General features: G+C 44.2%; 21 protein-coding genes and 1 riboswitch. Of the genes, 20 read left to right on the top strand and 1 reads right to left on the bottom strand.

The window, feature by feature from the left end; translation table 11 throughout:
* Positions 1 to 19: 19 nt before the first annotated feature.
* The 4 genes from DXA18_RS06395 (at position 20) to DXA18_RS06380 (ending at position 3,322) form a co-directional block, all read left to right on the top strand.
* Entirely contained in the window at positions 20 to 976 is a 957-nt protein-coding gene (locus DXA18_RS06395) for a transketolase family protein (RefSeq protein ID WP_118383192.1), read from the top strand.
* Between the two features lie 32 nt (positions 977 to 1,008).
* Complete coding sequence (locus DXA18_RS06390) at positions 1,009 to 1,767, top strand: SDR family NAD(P)-dependent oxidoreductase (protein ID WP_118383191.1); 759 nt, start codon at positions 1,009 to 1,011, stop codon at positions 1,765 to 1,767.
* 335 nt (positions 1,768 to 2,102) lie between these two features.
* Positions 2,103 to 2,810, top strand: coding sequence for a FadR/GntR family transcriptional regulator (locus DXA18_RS06385; protein WP_118383190.1), 708 nt, complete (start codon positions 2,103 to 2,105; stop codon positions 2,808 to 2,810).
* 14 nt (positions 2,811 to 2,824) lie between these two features.
* Positions 2,825 to 3,322 (top strand): tRNA (cytidine(34)-2'-O)-methyltransferase, encoded by a 498-nt coding sequence (locus DXA18_RS06380; protein ID WP_118383189.1) that lies wholly within the window; start codon positions 2,825 to 2,827, stop codon positions 3,320 to 3,322.
* A gap of 81 nt (positions 3,323 to 3,403) precedes the next feature.
* Here the strand turns inward: DXA18_RS06380 and DXA18_RS06375 are convergent, their stop codons facing one another.
* A complete protein-coding gene (locus tag DXA18_RS06375) occupies positions 3,404 to 3,937 on the bottom strand; it encodes a YcxB family protein (protein ID WP_118383188.1) in 534 nt (177 codons plus the stop codon).
* 141 nt (positions 3,938 to 4,078) lie between these two features.
* Between DXA18_RS06375 and DXA18_RS06370 the strand changes: the two genes are divergently transcribed.
* The 16 genes from DXA18_RS06370 (at position 4,079) to lysS (ending at position 19,574) form a co-directional block, all read left to right on the top strand.
* Positions 4,079 to 4,492 carry a hypothetical protein gene (locus DXA18_RS06370; RefSeq protein WP_118383187.1) on the top strand — a complete coding sequence of 138 codons (414 nt, stop codon included), beginning with the start codon at positions 4,079 to 4,081 and terminating at the stop codon, positions 4,490 to 4,492.
* Between the two features lie 76 nt (positions 4,493 to 4,568).
* Positions 4,569 to 5,069, top strand: coding sequence for a shikimate kinase (locus tag DXA18_RS06365; protein WP_118383186.1), 501 nt, complete (start codon positions 4,569 to 4,571; stop codon positions 5,067 to 5,069).
* 174 nt (positions 5,070 to 5,243) lie between these two features.
* Positions 5,244 to 6,536: a UDP-N-acetylglucosamine 1-carboxyvinyltransferase gene (locus DXA18_RS06360; RefSeq protein WP_118383185.1), complete on the top strand. Its 1,293-nt coding sequence runs from the start codon at positions 5,244 to 5,246 to the stop codon at positions 6,534 to 6,536.
* 58 nt (positions 6,537 to 6,594) lie between these two features.
* A riboswitch (SAM riboswitch) is annotated at positions 6,595 to 6,694 on the top strand.
* 167 nt (positions 6,695 to 6,861) lie between these two features.
* The gene (metK, locus tag DXA18_RS06355) at positions 6,862 to 8,049 is read left to right on the top strand and encodes a methionine adenosyltransferase (RefSeq protein ID WP_118383184.1); all 1,188 of its coding nucleotides are present in this window, start codon (positions 6,862 to 6,864) and stop codon (positions 8,047 to 8,049) included.
* Positions 8,050 to 8,364: 315 nt separating this feature from the next.
* On the top strand, positions 8,365 to 9,861 hold the full coding sequence (locus tag DXA18_RS06350; RefSeq protein WP_118383183.1) for a sensor histidine kinase: 1,497 nt from the start codon (positions 8,365 to 8,367) through the stop codon (positions 9,859 to 9,861).
* Positions 9,854 to 10,543 carry a response regulator transcription factor gene (locus DXA18_RS06345; RefSeq protein WP_118383182.1) on the top strand — a complete coding sequence of 230 codons (690 nt, stop codon included), beginning with the start codon at positions 9,854 to 9,856 and terminating at the stop codon, positions 10,541 to 10,543. The genes DXA18_RS06350 and DXA18_RS06345 overlap by 8 nt, the downstream gene beginning before the upstream one ends.
* Before the next feature lie 77 nt (positions 10,544 to 10,620).
* Positions 10,621 to 11,424 carry a 23S rRNA (guanosine(2251)-2'-O)-methyltransferase RlmB gene (gene rlmB / locus DXA18_RS06340; protein ID WP_118383181.1) on the top strand — a complete coding sequence of 268 codons (804 nt, stop codon included), beginning with the start codon at positions 10,621 to 10,623 and terminating at the stop codon, positions 11,422 to 11,424.
* Positions 11,425 to 11,491: 67 nt separating this feature from the next.
* On the top strand, positions 11,492 to 11,926 hold the full coding sequence (locus tag DXA18_RS06335) for an NfeD family protein (protein ID WP_118383180.1): 435 nt from the start codon (positions 11,492 to 11,494) through the stop codon (positions 11,924 to 11,926).
* A gap of 2 nt (positions 11,927 to 11,928) precedes the next feature.
* On the top strand, positions 11,929 to 12,873 hold the full coding sequence (locus DXA18_RS06330) for an SPFH domain-containing protein (RefSeq protein ID WP_118383179.1): 945 nt from the start codon (positions 11,929 to 11,931) through the stop codon (positions 12,871 to 12,873).
* A gap of 25 nt (positions 12,874 to 12,898) precedes the next feature.
* On the top strand, positions 12,899 to 13,834 hold the full coding sequence (gene argF, locus DXA18_RS06325) for an ornithine carbamoyltransferase (protein ID WP_118383178.1): 936 nt from the start codon (positions 12,899 to 12,901) through the stop codon (positions 13,832 to 13,834).
* On the top strand, positions 13,835 to 14,815 hold the full coding sequence (locus DXA18_RS06320) for a biotin--[acetyl-CoA-carboxylase] ligase (protein ID WP_118383177.1): 981 nt from the start codon (positions 13,835 to 13,837) through the stop codon (positions 14,813 to 14,815).
* Positions 14,808 to 15,155 (top strand): DUF6145 family protein, encoded by a 348-nt coding sequence (locus DXA18_RS06315; RefSeq protein ID WP_118383267.1) that lies wholly within the window; start codon positions 14,808 to 14,810, stop codon positions 15,153 to 15,155. Before DXA18_RS06320 ends, DXA18_RS06315 begins: the two co-directional genes overlap by 8 nt.
* 9 nt (positions 15,156 to 15,164) lie before the next feature.
* Positions 15,165 to 15,953, top strand: a complete 789-nt coding sequence (locus DXA18_RS06310; protein WP_118383176.1) for a type III pantothenate kinase — start codon at positions 15,165 to 15,167, stop codon at positions 15,951 to 15,953.
* Positions 15,954 to 15,987: 34 nt separating this feature from the next.
* Positions 15,988 to 16,953, top strand: coding sequence for a tRNA dihydrouridine synthase DusB (dusB, locus tag DXA18_RS06305; protein ID WP_118383175.1), 966 nt, complete (start codon positions 15,988 to 15,990; stop codon positions 16,951 to 16,953).
* Between the two features lie 64 nt (positions 16,954 to 17,017).
* Entirely contained in the window at positions 17,018 to 17,500 is a 483-nt protein-coding gene (greA, locus tag DXA18_RS06300) for a transcription elongation factor GreA (RefSeq protein WP_118383174.1), read from the top strand.
* A 19-nt stretch (positions 17,501 to 17,519) separates the two neighbouring features.
* Positions 17,520 to 19,574 carry a lysine--tRNA ligase gene (gene lysS, locus DXA18_RS06295; protein WP_199665547.1) on the top strand — a complete coding sequence of 685 codons (2,055 nt, stop codon included), beginning with the start codon at positions 17,520 to 17,522 and terminating at the stop codon, positions 19,572 to 19,574.
* Positions 19,575 to 19,694: the final 120 nt, after the last annotated feature.

Genomic DNA, 19,694 nt, shown 5'->3' with positions numbered 1-19,694 from the left:
CATAAGGAGGGTTTGAAAAATGAGCGAATTAAAGAAAGTTGCAACCAGAGCAGGATTTGGTGAAGAGATATTAAAATTAGGAAAAGAAAATCCGGATATTCTTGTAATCGATGCAGATATCGGAAAGAGCTGTAAGACAGGAGACTTCCGTAAGGAATTATCTTCAGAGTATCATGACGATAAGAATCAGTATGTAAATGTAGGTATTGCAGAGCAGAATGCAGCCGGTGTGGCAGCAGGACTTGCTACATGCGGAAAGGTTCCATTTGTAGTAACTTATGCAGTATTCGGTTCCCTCCGTATGTGCGAGATGATCCGTCAGGAAATCTGCTATCCGAATCTGAACGTAAAGATTGCATGCTCTCATGGTGGACTGACTCCGGCTAACGATGGAGCTTCACATCAGGCAATCGAGGATATGGGCGTTCTTCGTACACTTCCTAATATGACAGTTATTATGCCGGCAGACTATGTGGCAGCTAAGAAACTGACACGTCAGGCAGCGGAAACATACGGACCAATGTATCTTCGCTTTACACGTGATGCAATTCCACAGATTTATGATGAGGACGCAGAATTTGTAATCGGTAAAGCAAACCAGCTCAAAGAAGGTAAAGACGTTGCGATTATCGCAAATGGTGATACTGTACGTCTGGCACTGGATGCAGCAAAAGAGCTGGAAGCAAAAGGAATCACAGCAAGAGTGCTGGATATGCACACCATCAAACCTCTGGATACAGAAGTAGTTACAGCTTGTATCAATGAGATTGGCAAGGTTATCACAGTTGAAGATCATAACATCCTGAACGGACTTGGATCAGCAGTATGTGAAGTGGCAGCTGAGATGGGCAAAGGTATTGTAAAAAGAATCGGTGTACAGGATCAGTATGGACAGTCAGCTCCTTACGAGAGACTGCTCGCTATGAACGGAATCACTGTAGAAAATATTGTAAAGACAGCAGAAGAGCTGCAGTAATCGTATAAAGATTAAAACAGGAGGAAACGAAAATGTTAGATTTTACAAATCAGGTAGTATTAGTAACAGGAGCAGGATCTGCAAAAGGAATGGGACGTGTGATCGCCCAGACATTTGGCAAACAGGGTGCTAAGGTTGTTATCTGTGATATCAACCAGGCAGGATGTGATGCTAATGTAGAAGAAATGAAGAAAATGGGCATCGATGCTACAGGATATGCGGCTAACCTGACAGATCCGGAAGCAGTTAAGGAATTGGTTAACACAATCGTAGACAAATATGGACGTATTGATGTACTTGTAAATAACGCAGGTATTTCACAGAAAGTAACTGTTGCAGATATGACACTTGATGATATCAAACGTATCTTCAATGTAAATATGTTTGGTCTGTTCCTGATTACACAGGCAGTATGCGAAGTGATGAAGAAACAGAACTATGGACGTATTGTACACCTGTCATCTGTATCCGGAAAACGCGGTGGCGGTATTTTTGGCGGAGCTCATTACTCAGCTTCTAAGGCCGCAGTACTTGGATTCTCTAAGAACCTTGCCCGTGAAGTATCTTCTTATGGTATCACAACAAACTGTGTATGCCCTGGACTGATCAACACAGAGATCTGGAAGTCACTTCCAAAGGAACAGGCAGATGCTGTTATCGATGGAATCCCAATGGGACGTCCTGGAGAGCCACAGGAAGTTGCTGACGCAATCGTATTTCTCGCTTCTAAGGAAGCTTCCTATATTACTGGTGAAGAGATCGACATTAACGGTGGATCTCACATGGATTAAGTCAGACACTGAATCATCAACCCAAGTATATTATGTTCTGAATAATCCTCCCAATGCATCCAGTCAGTGCATTGAAGAACCCGCTATTTGAAAGAATGGCGGGTTTTTATGTATATCAGCTGGGAGTCAATCCACCCAGCTGATATAGCCTCCGGCAGGATTGCAGAGGTGCGCAGTAGAAGTATGTCATGCAATTGCATGACGCGCACCTCGCAGCAAGAATGCGAGGCATTCTTGAATTAATTGTAAAACTGGTTGAAATGTCAGTCTGAGTTTGTGTATAATATGATAAACAGATAATGAATAACATTGGATGTTAAGAAAGGAATGAACAGATGGCCGAATACTTAAAAAAAATTAACAGATCATCTGTCGTACAGCGTGTGATCGATAGACTGACAGAAGCAATTGTCAGTGGAGAATTGAAACCGGGAGACCGTATACCGACAGAGATGGAGCTGGCTGAGCAGATGGGAGTAGCCAGGAACTCGATCAGAGAAGCTGTAAAGATACTTGTATATATTGGAGTGCTGGAGATACGCCGCGCAGATGGAACTTTTGTCTGTGACGGATTTTCCGAGAGTCTGATTGATCCTATGGTTTATGGAATTATATTAAATCAGCAGAATGAGCAGGAGCTGAATGAACTGCGGACGATGATAGAGAGCGGTGTTATGCGTCTTGCGATCGAGAAGGCTTCCGATAAAGAACTGGCAGAATTGAAAGAGCATCTTGGAGTTATGAAAGCAAGTATGACACAGAAGAACCCTAACGTAGATGAAGTGTTTGAAATTGACAATAAGTTCCATGATATGATCGCAGATATGGGACACAATGCAATGGTATTGAAGATCAATGCGATCACACGTGTGCTGACTCACTCTACCAGATATTATTCCGTAAAGGGAATGTTGGAATCAGGACGTGGTGAAGAACTGTATGAAGCGCATGAAGAAGTATATCATATGTTGGAACGCAGACAGGTGAATGGCGTATACGAGTCCATTGCAGGCACGTATTTTCTGAGCGCATACGAACATTAAGAAGGATTAAGCAAATGTTAAATATTGTATTATATGAGCCGGAGATTCCGGCAAATACGGGGAATATCGGACGTACCTGCGTGGCAACAGGAACAAGGCTTCATCTGATCGAACCGCTGGGTTTCCGACTGGATGAAAAGAGTTTGAAGCGTGCGGGTATGGATTATTGGAAAGATCTTGACGTAACAACTTACATTGATTTTAATGATTTCATGGAAAAGAATCCGGGAGCGAAGATCTACATGGCGACGACCAAAGCACCGAATGTATATACCGATGTGAAATACGAGCCGGACTGCTATATTATGTTCGGAAAAGAAAGTGCAGGTATCCCGGAAGAGGTATTGGTAGAGCACAAAGAAGACAGCATCCGCATTCCGATGCTTGGAGATATTCGGTCGCTGAATCTTGGCAATTCTGTGGCAATTGTGCTGTATGAGGCACTGCGCCAGAATGGATTCAGAGGGATGAATCTGGAAGGACATCTGCATCGATTAGAGTGGAAGGATTAACAGAAGCATCTGTATAAAGCGAATATATATTAAGTTGAGCTGGGTATGGAGATACCCAGCTCATTTGCATGAAAAGAAATATTATTTTTTCTTTAATTCCGGAATATAATTCCGACAAGCTTCTACATCTCCTTTAATGAATGCGTCTTTTTTCAGTGGCAGTAGTATACCGCCTGTAAGCTGGAACACGAAGAAACGTTCTGTCTCAAATACACCGCGCACATCATTCTTGCGAAGATCTACATCCGGTGCATTATTCTTATAAGAGCGGATGCGCGTGCCCTCAATCGTGATCATGAGATCATAGCCGTCTTTTGAATAACTGTCGCGGAAAGCCTGGATCTCAGCTTTTTTTCTCTTATTTGTGCTGACCAGCGACACAATAGTAGCGATTACACATAATACAACAATGATTGCAAAGAGTATACAGAGCACACCTTTGTGGGTGTTGTATTCTCGCCAGGTAAAGAATGCACAGATCAGAGCAATGATGATCAGTGTAATATAGTTCTTGTAGGTCTGTGCGGCGTGGCCGTCCTGCACTTCTACCATCAGTGGATCCGTGTACTGATACTGATTCACAATGGTGGTTGATTTTTTTGATGATGATGCCATAGTAAACTCCTTAGTATAGCGGCTGTCAGCCGTAATGATTGATTTCATTATAACGGATGTGGGAGGGAAAGGCAATCACGCAGACGTGGATTCTGCATATAATGAAGCAGAATGACAGTCGAATCGCAGGAGGAATCACAGATGGATCAGAAATTACCATATTATATGGCATATCCTACACCACTTTTATATGATGATGAGCGCAGAGACCGGATGGATTTTGAATATATGAAAAGTATGTATCCGGATGCGGCGAAGCAGCTTCTTCCATATATAGAGGATGAATGTGACCGTGTTGCATATGAAGGAAGTGTGATGTTTGATGAATATCCGGATCAGCTTCAGCTGCGCTTGATGGGAAGACGCGTGTATGACAGAACAGAAAAAGATCAAGTGATTGAAAAGTTGATCCGAAGCGAAGGAAAGGGTGCGGATGAATCCTGGATACGGGATCTGATACAAGTGATGCTTTATCAGGAAATCTATAAGCGTCGCAGTGATCAGCGCAAATATAATCAGAAGTATTATCAGGGGATCGCATTTCCAAAAGGTTAGCCTTGTGCAGAATACAAAACGTATGCTATACTGATTGCGCAAAAATGAGACAGAGCAGAAGATAAGGAGCAGATGCATGGATAATATTATATTGATTGGTATGCCGGCATCAGGCAAAAGCACAGTTGGAGTTGTACTGGCAAAAAGGCTTGGTTATGAATTTATAGATACAGATCTGCTGATCCAGAAGCAGGAGCAAGCATTGCTCAGGGAGATCATTGCAGAAAAAGGGGAGGATGGTTTCCTGGTGATTGAAGATCAGGTAAACGCAGATCTTGAAGCGGAACGGTCAGTGATCGCACCGGGAGGAAGTGTGGTATACTGTGAAAATGCCATGAAACATTACAAAGAAATTGGTACGGTAGTATATTTACAGACCAGTTATCAAACAATAAAAGAAAGAATCGGAGATCCAAAGAAGCGAGGGGTTGTGTTGCGGGAAGGACAGACGCTTAAGGATCTCTATGAAGAGCGCAGAGTGTTGTTTGAAAAGTATGCAGATGTTACAATTTGCGAAGATGGATTGACATTGTCTGAAACTATTGGTAAAGTAGTAGAGGTTTTCGGGCAGGAATAATATTGGTAAATGTTACGAAAATCTTACGGGGTTGTAAAAAAGATTTTACAAATACTTATTACTGATGTATACTAGACTATACGAATAATGTTATTTAATTGAAATTGGATTTACGTGCCATATATATTGGGACATAAAGGCGAGAGTATAAATAGAAAATAATTGAGGTGCAAAATGGAACAGTATATTATCAAAGGCGGCAATCCGCTTGTTGGGGAAGTGGAGATTGGCGGCGCTAAGAATGCAGCTCTGGCTATTCTTGCGGCAGCTATTATGACTGACGAGACGGTTTTGATCGATAATCTGCCAGATGTGAATGATATTAATGTATTATTGGACGCTATAGCCGGAATCGGCGCATCCGTTCACCGTATTGACAGACATACGGTAAGGATCAATGGTAAAGGAATTACTAATTTTGATATTGAATATGAGTATATCAAGAAGATCCGGGCGTCATATTATCTGCTGGGTGCGTTACTCGGCAAGTACAAGAAAGCAGTTGTGGCGCTTCCGGGCGGATGCAATATCGGAAGCCGTCCGATTGACCAGCATCTGAAAGGATTCCGTGCTCTGGGAGCGGAGGTTGAGATCGAGCATGGCAAGATCATCGCTGAGGCAGAGAAGCTTGTCGGCAAGCATATTTATTTTGATGTTGTCAGTGTAGGTGCTACGATCAATGTCATGATGGCAGCGGCTATGGCTGATGGACTGACGATTATGGAGAATGTAGCAAAAGAGCCTCATGTAGTAGATGTAGCGAATTTCCTGAACAGTATGGGTGCTAATATCCGTGGCGCAGGTACTGATGTAATCAAGATCCGAGGTGTGCGTTCCCTGCACAGAACAGAGTATTCTGTTATTCCGGATCAGATTGAAGCCGGAACATTTATGTTTGCAGCAGCAGCTACCAAGGGTGATGTGACTGTCTGTAACGTCATTCCGAAGCATTTGGAAGCAACCATTGCCAAGCTGGTAGAGATTGGCTGTGAAGTAGAAGAGTTTGATGATGCGGTACGCGTGGTTTCCAAGGGAGGACTCACCAGTACACATGTAAAGACTTTGCCATATCCGGGATTCCCGACAGATATGCAGCCACAGATTGGTGTTACGCTTGCTCTTTGTAAAGGGACAAGTATGATTACTGAAAGTATTTTTGAAAACCGTTTCAAATATCTGGATGAACTTGCCCGCATGGGTGCATGTGTGAAGGTAGAAGGTAATTCCGCTTCGATCGAAGGTGTGGAGAAGCTTTCGGGAGCACGTGTCAGTGCACCGGATCTCCGTGCAGGAGCTGCGCTTTGTATCGCAGGACTTGCAGCAGATGGTATTACAATTGTAGATGACATCGTATATATTCAGAGAGGATATGAGCGGTTTGAAGAGAAGCTGAGAAGTCTTGGCGCAGTGATCGAGCGTGTCAGTACAGAACGTGAGATTCGCAGATTTACGCTGAAAGTCAGCTAGAGGCGGCAGACAATTGAATAATATGATGGCAGGGGCAAAAGTCCCTGACTATGACTAACTCTTATTCAGAGCAGTGGAGATACAAAGGATCTGAGAAGCTGCGGCAACCCCCATTGGAGGAAGGTGCCAACCTGAGCGAGCAAATCGAACAATAAGAGGATTGGTTTATAACTATGAAATAAAGCAGTCCACTTGGTGGGCTGCTTTTGTGCAATAAATGAAAGAGCATTGATTGCACATCGGACAGGCGTTAGCCTGGTCGAGAATATATAATCATGCAGCTAATAACAAGATATATTTACACAACAGAAAGGAACACAAGAAGATGGAAAAAAGATTATTTACATCAGAGTCAGTAACTGAAGGACATCCGGACAAAATGTGCGACCAGATTTCAGATGCGATCCTGGATGCACTTATGGAACAGGATCCAATGAGCCGTGTGGCATGTGAGACATGCACTACGACAGGTCTGGTTATGGTCATGGGAGAGATTACAACAAAAGGATATGTGGATATTCAGAAGATCGTACGTGACACGGTACGTGAGATTGGATATACTCGTGGCAAATATGGATTTGACGCAGATACCTGCGGTGTAGTAGTAGCACTGGATGAGCAGTCTGCAGATATTGCTATGGGTGTTGATAAGGCGCTGGAAGCAAAAGAACATACCATGTCTGACGAAGAAATCGACGCTATCGGAGCAGGAGATCAGGGTATGATGTTCGGTTATGCTTCTGATGAGACAGAAGCATTGATGCCATATCCGATCGCGCTGGCACAGAAGATGGCTATGAAGCTTACTGAGGTAAGAAAGAATGGAACTCTGCCATATCTGAGACCGGATGGAAAGACTCAGGTTACTGTAGAATATGATGAGCAGGACAGACCGGTTCGTCTGGATGCTGTTGTACTTTCTACACAGCATGATCCGGAGGTGACTCAGGAGCAGATCCATGAGGATATTAAGAAATACGTATTTGATGAGACGATCCCGGCTAATATGGTAGATGCTGATACCAAGTTCTTTGTGAATCCAACCGGACGTTTTGTAATCGGCGGACCTCACGGAGACAGCGGACTGACAGGCCGTAAGATCATCGTAGACACTTATGGCGGAATGGCTCGTCATGGTGGTGGTGCATTTTCAGGTAAAGACTGCACAAAGGTAGACCGTACAGCAGCTTATGCAGCACGCTATGCGGCTAAGAATGTCGTGGCAGCAGGACTTGCCAAGAAGTGTGAGATTCAGCTTTCTTACGCAATCGGTGTGGCTTGCCCGACTTCCATCAGAGTAGATACATTCGGCACAGGAAAAGTATCGGATGAGAAGCTGGTTGAGATCCTGAGAGAGAACTTTGACTTCCGTCCGGCAGGCATGATCAAGATGTTGGATCTGAGACGTCCGATTTACAAACAGACAGCGGCTTACGGACACTTTGGACGTACAGATATCGATCTTCCGTGGGAGAAGACAGACAAGGTGGATGCACTGAAAGCATATCTGTAAGAGATGAATAGAAGAACAGCTATTAAGAACCTGCCTATATATTCGCAGAATCGCACGAGTGCTCGTGCTTTCCCGCTGCTGTGCAGCTAATTCTGCTCATATGGGTGGCGGCAGCTCTATTCGAGCCGCCTTGCGCACAAGAAAAGCAATCCTTACATGCAAGCATGACGGATTTGCTTTTCTTGTGCGCAAGAGCTTCTTAATAGTTGCCTGGAGTTTTATAAAAAGTTTAGAAATGTTTATGGGTGCTTTGGTGAGAAGCACCCATTTTTGTGCTATGATAAGAATAACTTTTAGATAAAGAGGTTATTGATTATGAAGCTGAAGACGAGACTGGTGGTAGCATTTCTTACAGTCGTGATCTTGCCGGTTATTCTATCGGGAAGTGTTATATTTGCGGTGGGAAAGTACCAGATGAATTGTATAGAAAAGACATATGGTATCAGTGGGACTTCGGTAGAGAGCCTGTCTAACTCAATCAAGACACTTGGACAGTTGACGATGGAGCCGTACAGAGAATTGTGTAATGAGATCGACCGGACACCACAGAAGATGGAAGATGCGGCATTTCTGGAGAAGATTAATCAGGAACTGGAAGAGAAGAAGTCTTATCTGTTGGTGCGCAGGAATGACATGATGGCATATATGGGTACAGACTATGATGAAGCAGAAGCGGTGATCAGCCAGTTGCCGGAATATGATGAGAACAGAACTCCATCGGAGAACAGTATTTATCTTGGAGGTGAAGCGCAGGCGCTTGTAAAGCAGATTGATTTTCAGTATGAAGATGGTGAAGAGGGCAGCGCATTTCTTGTTACGGATGTGGGAACTGTGATGCCGGAAGTACGTGCGATGGCGAGAGAAATTGTAATCATTGTGGTATTGATCCTGCTTTTTACAATCGCAGCACTGATCGTGTGGATATACAGAGCAGTCATGGGACCGGTGGCAAAGATCCAGAAGGCTGCGGAGAATATTAAGAATGGCAATCTGGATTTTGAGATGCCAAAAGCTGATAATGATGAATTTGGTCAGGTATATCAGAACTTTGAAGATATGCGAATACGTCTGAAAGAGAGCGCGGAAGAGAAGATCCAGTTTGATAAAGAGAATAAGGAACTGATCAGCAATATCTCTCACGATCTGAAGACACCTGTGACCACGATTAAGGGATATGCAGAAGGTATTATGGATGGCGTGGCAGATACACCGGAAAAGATTGACAAGTATGTACGAACGATCTACAACAAGGCTAATGAGATGAACACGCTGATCAATGAGCTGACGTTGTATTCTAAGATCGATACGAATCGTATTCCGTATAATTTTAATACTATCCCGGTTAATGCATATTTTGACGACTGCGCGGAAGAACTTTCCATGGAACTTGAGTCTAAAAATGTAGAATTTGGATATTTTAATTACGTAGAAGGTGATGTGAAGATCATCGCAGATGCAGAGCAGATTAAGAGAGTGATTCACAATATTATTAATAATTCACTCAAATATATGGACAAAGCGAAAGGCATGATCAATCTGCGTGTGAAGGATGTAGGAGATTTTGTACAGGTGGAATTGGAAGATAATGGTAAAGGTATCGCAGCGAAGGATTTGACGAAGATATTCGAACGATTCTACCGGACAGATGCATCTCGTAATTCTTCGAAGGGAGGAAGCGGCATTGGTTTGTCTATTGTAAAGAAAATCGTTGAGGAGCATGGTGGCAAGATCTGGGCGACCAGCCGGGAAGGCACTGGTACGACCATGTATTTTGTATTAAGAAAATATCAGGAGGTACCGATTCATGAGTAAGATATTAATAATAGAGGATGAAGTAGCAATTGCAGATTTGGAAAAGGATTATCTGGAACTGTCCGGGTTTGATGTAGAAGTGGCGAATGACGGACTGATCGGTTACCAGAAAGCAATGGAGGAGGACTATAATCTGGTAATCCTGGATCTGATGCTTCCGGGAATGGATGGATTTGAAATCTGCCGCAAGCTTCGTGAAGAGAAGAATACACCAATCATCATGGTATCTGCGAAGAAAGATGATATTGATAAGATCCGGGGTCTGGGTCTGGGAGCTGATGATTATATGACCAAACCGTTCAGCCCCAGTGAATTGGTGGCAAGAGTTAAGGCACATCTGTCACGATATGAGAGACTGATCGGAAGCGCAGCAGAGGTGAATAAGGTCATTGAGATCCGCGGTCTGAAGATCGATACAACGGCCAGAAGAGTGTGGGTTAATGGTCAGGAGAAAGCATTTACCACAAAAGAATTTGATCTGCTCACATTTCTTGCAAGTCATCCGAATCATGTGTATACTAAGGATGAACTGTTCAGCGAGATCTGGGATATGGAATCCATCGGAGATATAGCAACGGTGACGGTTCATATTAAGAAAATCCGTGAGAAGATCGAGATGGATACATCCAACCCGCAGTATATTGAGACAATCTGGGGTGTAGGATACAGATTCAAGATGTAGTAATAGTTCTGATAACAGTTATTCGGGCGGGTTCCAACAGGAATCCGCTTATTTATTTGAAGATTTAGGAGAATACTATGATTACCAGTACATCCAATGCAAAGGTAAAAAGACTTGTGAATTTGAGAAAGAAAAGGAAAGCCAGAGATACAGAAAAGGTATTTCTTACAGAAGGACTTCGGATGTTCGAGGAAGTGCCGGAGGACAGACTTCTGGAAATCTATGTGACCGAACATTTCTATAAAAAGGAAAAAGCACTGGTGGATGCAAAGCATAAGAAGAGTGGATGCCAGATGGAGGTGCTGACGGATACTGTGATGAATTTGGTGTCGGATACCAAGACTCCTCAGGGAGTGTTGTGTGTGGTGACACAGGAGAATCAGGGAGAAGCGTGGCTTGAAAAGGAACTTAAAGCACCGGAACAGGTACCGCTTATCATGCTGTTAGATAATCTTCAGGATCCAGGAAATATGGGGACGATATTACGGACTGCGGAAGCGGCAGCTGTAACAGGGATTATCATGAGCTCCGACTGTGTGGATGTGTATAATCCGAAGGTTATTCGTTCAACGATGGGATCTGTGTTTCGTGTACCGTTTGTGTATGTGGAGAACGTAACGGATGTGATTCGGCAGATGAAAGAGCATGGTATCCGTACTTATGCAACACACCTGGCAGGAGAGCTTGCCTACGATGAGCCGGACTATCGCACACCGTCAGCATTTTTTGTGGGCAACGAGGGTAACGGTCTCAGAGATCAGGTAGCTGAACTTGCGGATACATATATTAAGATTCCAATGGCAGGTCAGGTGGAATCCCTGAATGCGGCGATCGCAGCTACGGTAGTGATGTTTGAAGCGGGGCGCCAACGTCGGCATTGACTTTTGAAGATGGAATAATTATAATGATACCAACCGTTATGGAACCATAATCGAAGGAGGGATTCTTATGGAGACAATGGGATGGTTGATTATATTTATTGTACTCATTGTGATCGAACTTCTGACCATGGGACTTACAACGATCTGGTTTGCCGGAGGTGCGCTGGCGGCGTTTCTGATGTCAGTGTTAGGCTTTGGGATGCCGGTACAGGTTGTGGTATTTATCATCGTATCGGTTCTGCTGCTGGTACTGACGAGACCGATTGCGGTGAAGTATTTTAACCAGAACAGACAGAAAACGAATGTGGAAAGCCTGGTCGGGCAACAGGCATTGGTGCTGGAAGATGTGGATACGCTGCATGCATCAGGACAGGTAAAAGTGAACGGGCAGATCTGGTCGGCGAAGACAGAAGAGATGTCTGGTTTCATTGCAAAAGATACGGTTGTGATGATCCAGGGAATCCAGGGAGTTAAGTTGATTGTAAAGGCAAAGGAGGATTAGTTATGGTGGCAGGTATTTTCAGTATGTTAGGAATTTTGATTCTTTTGATTGTGATTGGAGTTGTAGTATCCTGTGTGCGTATTGTACGGCAGGCACAGGCATTAGTAATAGAGAGACTCGGTGCTTATCAGGCAACCTGGGGAACAGGACTTCATGTGAAGCTTCCGATCGTTGACCGTGTGGCAAGACGAGTGGATCTGAAGGAGCAGGTAGTAGACTTTGCACCACAGCCGGTAATTACCAAAGATAATGTAACGATGCGTATTGATACGGTTGTGTTTTATCAGATCACTGATCCGAAGATGTTCTGCTATGGTGTGGCGAATCCGATCATGGCGATTGAGAATCTGACAGCTACAACACTTCGTAATATTATTGGAGATCTGGAACTTGACCAGACACTTACCTCAAGAGAGACGATCAATACTAAGATGCGAGCTTCTTTGGATGTGGCAACAGATCCGTGGGGCATTAAGGTGAACAGAGTAGAACTTAAGAATATTATTCCGCCGGCAGCAATCCAGGATGCGATGGAGAAGCAGATGAAAGCTGAGCGTGAGAGACGTGAGGCTATCCTTCGTGCAGAAGGCGAGAAGAAGTCTACGATCCTGGTGGCAGAAGGACATAAGGAATCTGCAATCCTGGATGCAGAGGCTGAGAAGCAGGCAGCAATTTTGCGCGCGGAAGCGGAGAAGGAAAAGATGATCAAAGAAGCAGAAGGTCAGGCAGAGGCAATTTTGAAAGTACAGCAGGCCAATGCAGACGGTATCCGTTTTCTGAAGGAAGCAGGAGCAGATGAGGCAGTGCTTACAATGAAGAGCTTGGAAGCATTTGCCAAGGCGGCAGATGGTAAGGCTACTAAGATCATTATTCCATCTGAAATTCAGGGGATCGCCGGGCTGGTGAAATCCGTGACTGAGATTGGAAAAGATACGACAGAAGAATAAAACATAAAGAAAAGAGGAAAAAGACATGGATTTAAAGGGACGCAGTTTTTTGAAATTACTTGATTTTACACCGGAGGAGATTGTTTATCTCGTAGATCTGGCGCAGGATCTGAAAGAGAAGAGAAAGAAAGGCATCAGAGGCAATAGCCTGAAGGATAAGAACATTGCACTTATTTTCGAAAAACCGTCTACCAGAACCAGATGTTCATTCACCATCGGGGCACAGGAAGAGGGTGCTCTGGCAACTTACCTTGCAGGAAGTGAACTGCAGCTTGGTGAAAAAGAGAGTATCGAAGATACAGCCCGTGTACTGGGAAGAATGTTTGATGGTATCGAATACCGTGGCTTTGACCATTCTTATGTAGAAGAACTGGCTGAACACAGTGGTGTACCTGTCTGGAACGGACTGACAGATCAGTGGCACCCGACACAGCCGTTAGCAATGATGCTGACACTGAAAGAGCACTTCGGATACCTGAAGGGGTTGAAGGTAGTGTATCTTGGAGATGGACGTAACAACGTAGCGAACAGTCTGATGGTTGCCTGTGCAAAGGTTGGTATTGATGTTGCAATTTCAGCTCCGAAGCAGTTGTGGCCGGAAACATGGTTAGTAGAGACCTGTGAGAAGCTGGCGAAAGAAGCAGGATCTACCGTAACAGTATCTGATAAGCTGGATGTAGTAGAAGGCGCTGATATGCTGTATACAGACGTGTGGTATTCTATGGGTGAGGAAAGAAAAGAGCAGGAGCGTATCCGTCTTGCAGTGCCTTACCAGATCAACAGTGCGCTGATGGCAAGAACAGGTAAAGATACTACAATTTTCTCGCACTGTCTGCCGGCTAACAAAGGAAAAGAAGTAACTGAGGAAGTATTTGAAAGTGAAGCATCCAAGGTGTTTGATGAGGCAGAGAACCGCCTGCATACGATCAAAGCAATTATGGTGGCTACACTGGGTGAATAAATGAAAAAAGAAATATTATCCATGCTCCGCAGTGCGGAGGGATATGTATCAGGACAGCAGCTCTGTAACCAGTTAAAGGTTTCCAGAACTGCTGTCTGGAAAGTAATAGAACAGTTGAAAGCGGAAGGGTATGATATAGAAGCGGTGCATGGCAAAGGCTATCATCTGGTCAGTGTTCCGGATGTGATATCGCAGGCAGAGATTGAGAGTCGTCTGCAGACGAAATGGGCCGGATGCAGCGTTTTTTATTGTCCAGTCATAGATTCTACTAATGTGAAGGCAAAGCGACTTGCTGAAGAGGGAGTATCTCACGGTACTCTGGTAGTAGCAGGTCATCAATCTGCCGGGAAAGGAAGACGCGGTAGGGTCTGGGAGTCACCGGAAGGTACCGGGATTTATATGACGTTAATTCTGAGACCGGGTATCAAGCCGGAACAGGCGCCGATGCTTACGGTATTGATGGCGCAGAGCGTGGCAGATGCCATACAGACGGTGACCGGAATTACGCCGGGAATCAAGTGGCCGAATGACATTGTAATGGATGGCAGGAAGATCTGTGGAATCCTGACTGAGATGAGTACGGAAATGACATGGATCCACTATGTGGTGATTGGTGTGGGTATTAATGTGCATCAGCAGACATTTCCAGAGGAATTGGAAGATAAGGCCTCATCGCTGGATCTGGCTGGTGCACAGTCTGTAAAGCGGGCTGAACTTGTGGCAGAAGTGATGAAACGTTTTGAGATATATTATGAGCAATTTGAAAAAGAAGGGGATCTGTCGGTGATCTGGGAGCGGTATAACGAAATGCTTGTCAACAGAGACCGGGAGGTGCGTGTGCTGGAGCCGGGGCATGAATATACTGGACATGCCATCGGTATTGATAAAAATGGCGAGCTTTTGGTGCGCCGGGAAAATGGGCAGGTCGAGACGATCTATGCCGGAGAGGTATCGGTAAGAGGAATATATGGGTATGTATGATGATAAAGTTGTGCTCTGTGGAGCCAACTCTTATAATGAGAAGTATTATCTGAATCCGGATTTTGAAGGACTTCCGGATCATGTAAAAGAAGAGTTAAAGATTATGTGTGTGTTGTATGTGCACGATGTCGGAGGCGTATTAACACTCGTGTTTGAAGAAAATGGCGAACTGTGCTTTGAGGTTACATCCGAAGATTTTGATCCGACATTTGATGATATTGGCAGTCGCTTGCTGATTAAGAAGCTGCAGACAGAAAAATCAGAGCTGCTGGAAGCACTTCAGATGTATTTTCGTGTATTTTTTTTGAATGAAGATATGGATCTGGCTGGTAAGGAATAGGAGGACGCTATGTTACTTGCAATAGATATAGGAAATACGAATATTACGTTGGGAGTATTCGAAGACAGAGAGCTTTTGGGAAAGTTCCGTATGACAACAATGATGTCAAGAACTTCCGATGAATATGGTATTACGCTAAGAGAGCTTTTAAGGAATCAGAATATGAATCCGGATGAGATTGATGCAGTTATCATTGCGTCTGTTGTACCGGATATTATGCATTCATTCAGTAGTGCTATTATTAAATATTTTGGACATAAGCCGGTGATCGTGTCAGCCGGGATCAAGACTGGTATCCGAGTAGCGACAGAGAATCCAAGACAGACGGGGCCGGATCGAATTGTGGATGCGGTTGCAGCCTATAAATTATATGGTGGACCGATTATTGTAGTAGACTTTGGAACAGCAACAACTTTTGACCTGGTAGAACCGGATGGTACTTTTGGTATAGGTGTAACGGCACCTGGTATCCGGACATCGGCAAGAGCACTTTGGGGTGGGGCAGCGATGCTTCCGGAGATTGAGATTCGCAAGCCGGATACGATCCTTGCGAGAGAGACTATTTCCAGTATGCAGGCGGGGCTTGTATATGGATATATTGGTCAGACAGAGTATCTGATCCGCCGGTTGAAAGAAGAATCCGGGTTTACTGATGCGAAGGTAGTAGCGACAGGTGGACTGGGCAATATCATTTATAAAGAGACAGACTCTATTGATTATTATGATCAGAATCTGACATTAAAGGGTCTGGAACTGATCTATGAGAAGAATAAAAAGACAGCCAGAGAGAGCGTGTAGGCGGAAGTGTCTGCGCGGAGTATAAGGAGTGGACATGCAGATAGGAAATGTGACAATCAAGCATCCATACATTCTGGCGCCGATGGCAGGTGTAACAGACCTGCCATTTCGTCTGCTATGCAAAGAGCAGGGCGCGGGACTGTTGTGTATGGAAATGATCAGTGCCAAGGCATTACAGTATAAGAATAAAAATACAAAAGCACTGCTTTCGATTCATCCTGATGAATATCCGGTATCACTACAGCTCTTTGGCTCAGATCCGAAGATTATATCGGAACAGGCAAAGAAGATCGAAAATCTGCCGTTTCAGATATTGGATATTAACATGGGCTGTCCGGTTCCAAAAGTGGTAAAAAATGGCGAGGGATCAGCACTCATGAAAAACCCGAAGCTTGTATATAATATTGTAGCCGAAACAGTGAAAGCAATTCGAAAACCTGTGACGGTAAAGATACGTAAAGGCTTTGATGAACAGTCACTAAATGCAGTAGAGATTGCAAAGGTCATAGAAGCGGCAGGGGCATCAGCAATTGCGGTACACGGAAGAACCAGAGAACAGTATTATTCCGGCAAGGCAGACTGGGAGATTATCCGACAGGTGAAAGAGGCGGTGAAGATTCCGGTTATCGGTAATGGAGATGTGACTTCGGCGAGGCTTGCAGCAGATATGCGGAAGCAGACGGGCTGTGATGGAGTGATGATCGGAAGAGGAGCGCAGGGGAATCCATGGATTTTTCATGAACTGCTGGTGTATGAAGAGACCGGACGGATTCCAGAGCGTCCAAACATTCAGCAGATATGTGATACGATACTTCGACATGCGAGACTGCAGATTGAGTTCAAGGGTGAGTATCTGGGAATCCGGGAAATGCGTAAGCACACAGCGTGGTATACCAAAGGAATGACCGGATCCGCCAGACTCAGAGACATGGTGAATCAAGTAGAGACATATGAAGAATTAGAAGCACTTTTGACAAAAATGATAACCGGAAACAATTGACAGAAATGATTCAATTATGTATAATTATGAAATTGCGAAAGTATAGTAAGGAGCGATGAGAAACATGGAAGAAAAGAAGAAAATTCTTACGTATGCAGGTTTAAAAGCACTGGAGGATGAGCTTGAGAATCTGAAAGTTGTTAAGCGTAAAGAAGTTGCTGCAAAGATAAAAGAAGCAAGAGAACAGGGCGATCTGTCAGAGAATGCAGAGTACGATGCTGCTAAAGATGAACAGCGCGATATCGAGGCAAGAATCGATGAGCTGGAGCAGATTCTGAAGAATGCAGAAGTTGTAGTAGAGGATGAAGTAGACTCTGATAAGATTAACATCGGATGTACAGTAGCTGTATATGATGAAGAGTTTGACGAAGAGATTGAATTCAAAATCGTAGGATCTACAGAGGCTAACAGCCTTCAGGGCAAGATTTCCAACGAATCTCCGGTTGGAAAGGCGCTTCTCGGACGTGAAGTCGGCGATGAAGTAGTCGTAGAGACACAGGCAGGAGATATTACCTATAAAGTATTGAAGATTGAGAGATCTATTTAAGAGATAAGGAGTAAGGAAAGTGGCTGGACAGAAGAATGGACAGGAACAGGATATTAATCAGTTAAGAAAGGTTCGCCGTGAGAAGCTGGCTAACCTTCAGGAAGCGGGCAAGGACCCATTTCAGATTACAAAATATGATCAGACACACCACTCTCTGGAAGTAAAAGAGCTGTACAATGCTCACGAAGCAGAGCTTCTTGCAGGAAGAGCTGCTGTGAATACAGAGGGTATGGATGAGCAGGAAGCAAAGCAGGCAGTCAATGACGATTACAATGAGCGCAGAGAGATCATGGATGCAAGTCCGATTCATGTAAGCATCGCGGGACGTATGATGTTTAAGCGTGTGATGGGTAAAGCTTCATTCTGCAATATTCAGGATCTGGATGGAAGCATTCAGGTATATGTTGCAAGAGATGTGATCGGTACAGATGCATATGCAGATTTTAAGAAGTCTGACATCGGTGATATTTATGGTGTGAAAGGTTATGCCTTCCGTACAAAGACAGGTGAGGTTTCTATCCATGCTGAAGAGATGACACTGCTCTCTAAGAGTCTTCAGATCCTTCCGGAGAAGTTCCATGGCATGACCAACACAGACCTCAGATACCGTCAGAGATATGTTGACCTTATTATGAATCCGGAATCAAAGGATGTATTTATCAAACGTTCTAAGATTATCAGCGCAATCAGAAGATTCCTTGGTGATCAGGGATTCCTGGAGGTAGAGACTCCGATCCTGACAAGTAATGCCGGCGGAGCATCTGCAAGACCGTTTGAAACACACTTTAATGCACTGAACGAAGACCTGAAGCTTCGTATTTCTCTGGAGCTTTATCTGAAGAGACTTATCGTAGGCGGTATGGAAAAGGTATACGAGATTGGTCGTGTATTCCGTAATGAAGGTCTTGATACAAGACATAATCCAGAGTTCACGCTGATGGAGCTCTATCAGGCATACACAGATTACAATGGAATGATGGATCTGACAGAGAATATGTACCGCTATGTGGCACAGGAAGTTCTCGGAACTACTAAGATCGTCTACAAAGGCATTGAAATGGATCTTGGTAAGCCATTTGAGAGAATTACTATGGTCGATGCTGTTAAGAAATACGCCGGTATTGACTGGAACAATGTGGAGACAACTGAGGATGCCAAGAAACTGGCAGATGAGCACCACATCGAATACGAAGACAGACATAAGAAGGGTGATATCCTTTCTCTGTTCTTTGAAGAATATGCAGAAGAACATTTGCTTCAGCCTACATTTGTAATGGATCATCCAATCGAGATCTCACCGCTTACCAAGAAGATTCCTGGTAATCCGGAATACGTAGAGCGTTTCGAGATGTTTATGAACGGATGGGAAATGTGTAACGCATACTCAGAGCTGAATGATCCAATCGATCAGGCAGAGCGTTTTGCACAGCAGGATGCTAATGCAGAAGCTGGTGATGAGGAAGCGCAGCATACGGATGAAGACTTCCTGAACGCACTTGAGATCGGTATGGCACCGACAGGTGGTATCGGATACGGAATCGACCGTCTCTGCATGCTGCTGACAGGGGCAGAGGCAATCCGTGACGTACTGCTCTTCCCGACGATGAAGTCTATCGGCGCAGATAAGCAGGAAAATAAGGCATCTAAGAGTAACGAAGCAGAAAAATGCGACCAGATTGCGACTAAAGAAGAGAAGATTGATTTTTCTAAGGTAAAGGTAGAGCCTTTATTTGAGGAAATGGTAGACTTTGATACATTCAGCAAGTCAGATTTCCGTGCAGTAAAGGTGAAAGAGTGTGTTGCAGTACCGAAGTCAAAGAAACTGTTACAGTTTACTCTTGATGATGGAACAGGCACAGACAGAACCATTTTAAGCGGTATTCATAGCTTTTATGAGCCTGAAGAACTGGTTGGAAAGACGCTTATCGCTATCACAAACCTTCCACCGAGAAAGATGATGGGAATAGAGTCTTGCGGTATGCTCCTCAGTGCTATTCATGAAGAAGAAGGCGAAGAAAAGCTTCATCTTCTGATGGTAGATGACCACATTCCGGCAGGTGCAAAGCTCTATTAAGATGATGTAAAGATGTACCGTTTTACCAAATAGACGGGACGTACTTCATTTGATAAAAAACTAAAAAAACAGCGATTTACATCAAACTTACATCAATTGATGCAGAAATCGGTGCAAGCA

The sequence above is a fragment of the Dorea sp. AM58-8 genome, from assembly GCF_003464045.1.
Lineage (GTDB): Bacteria > Bacillota > Clostridia > Lachnospirales > Lachnospiraceae > Claveliimonas > Claveliimonas ammoniilytica.
Note: the sequence above shows the minus strand (reverse complement) of the source record. Positions and strands in the feature narration are given on the sequence as shown.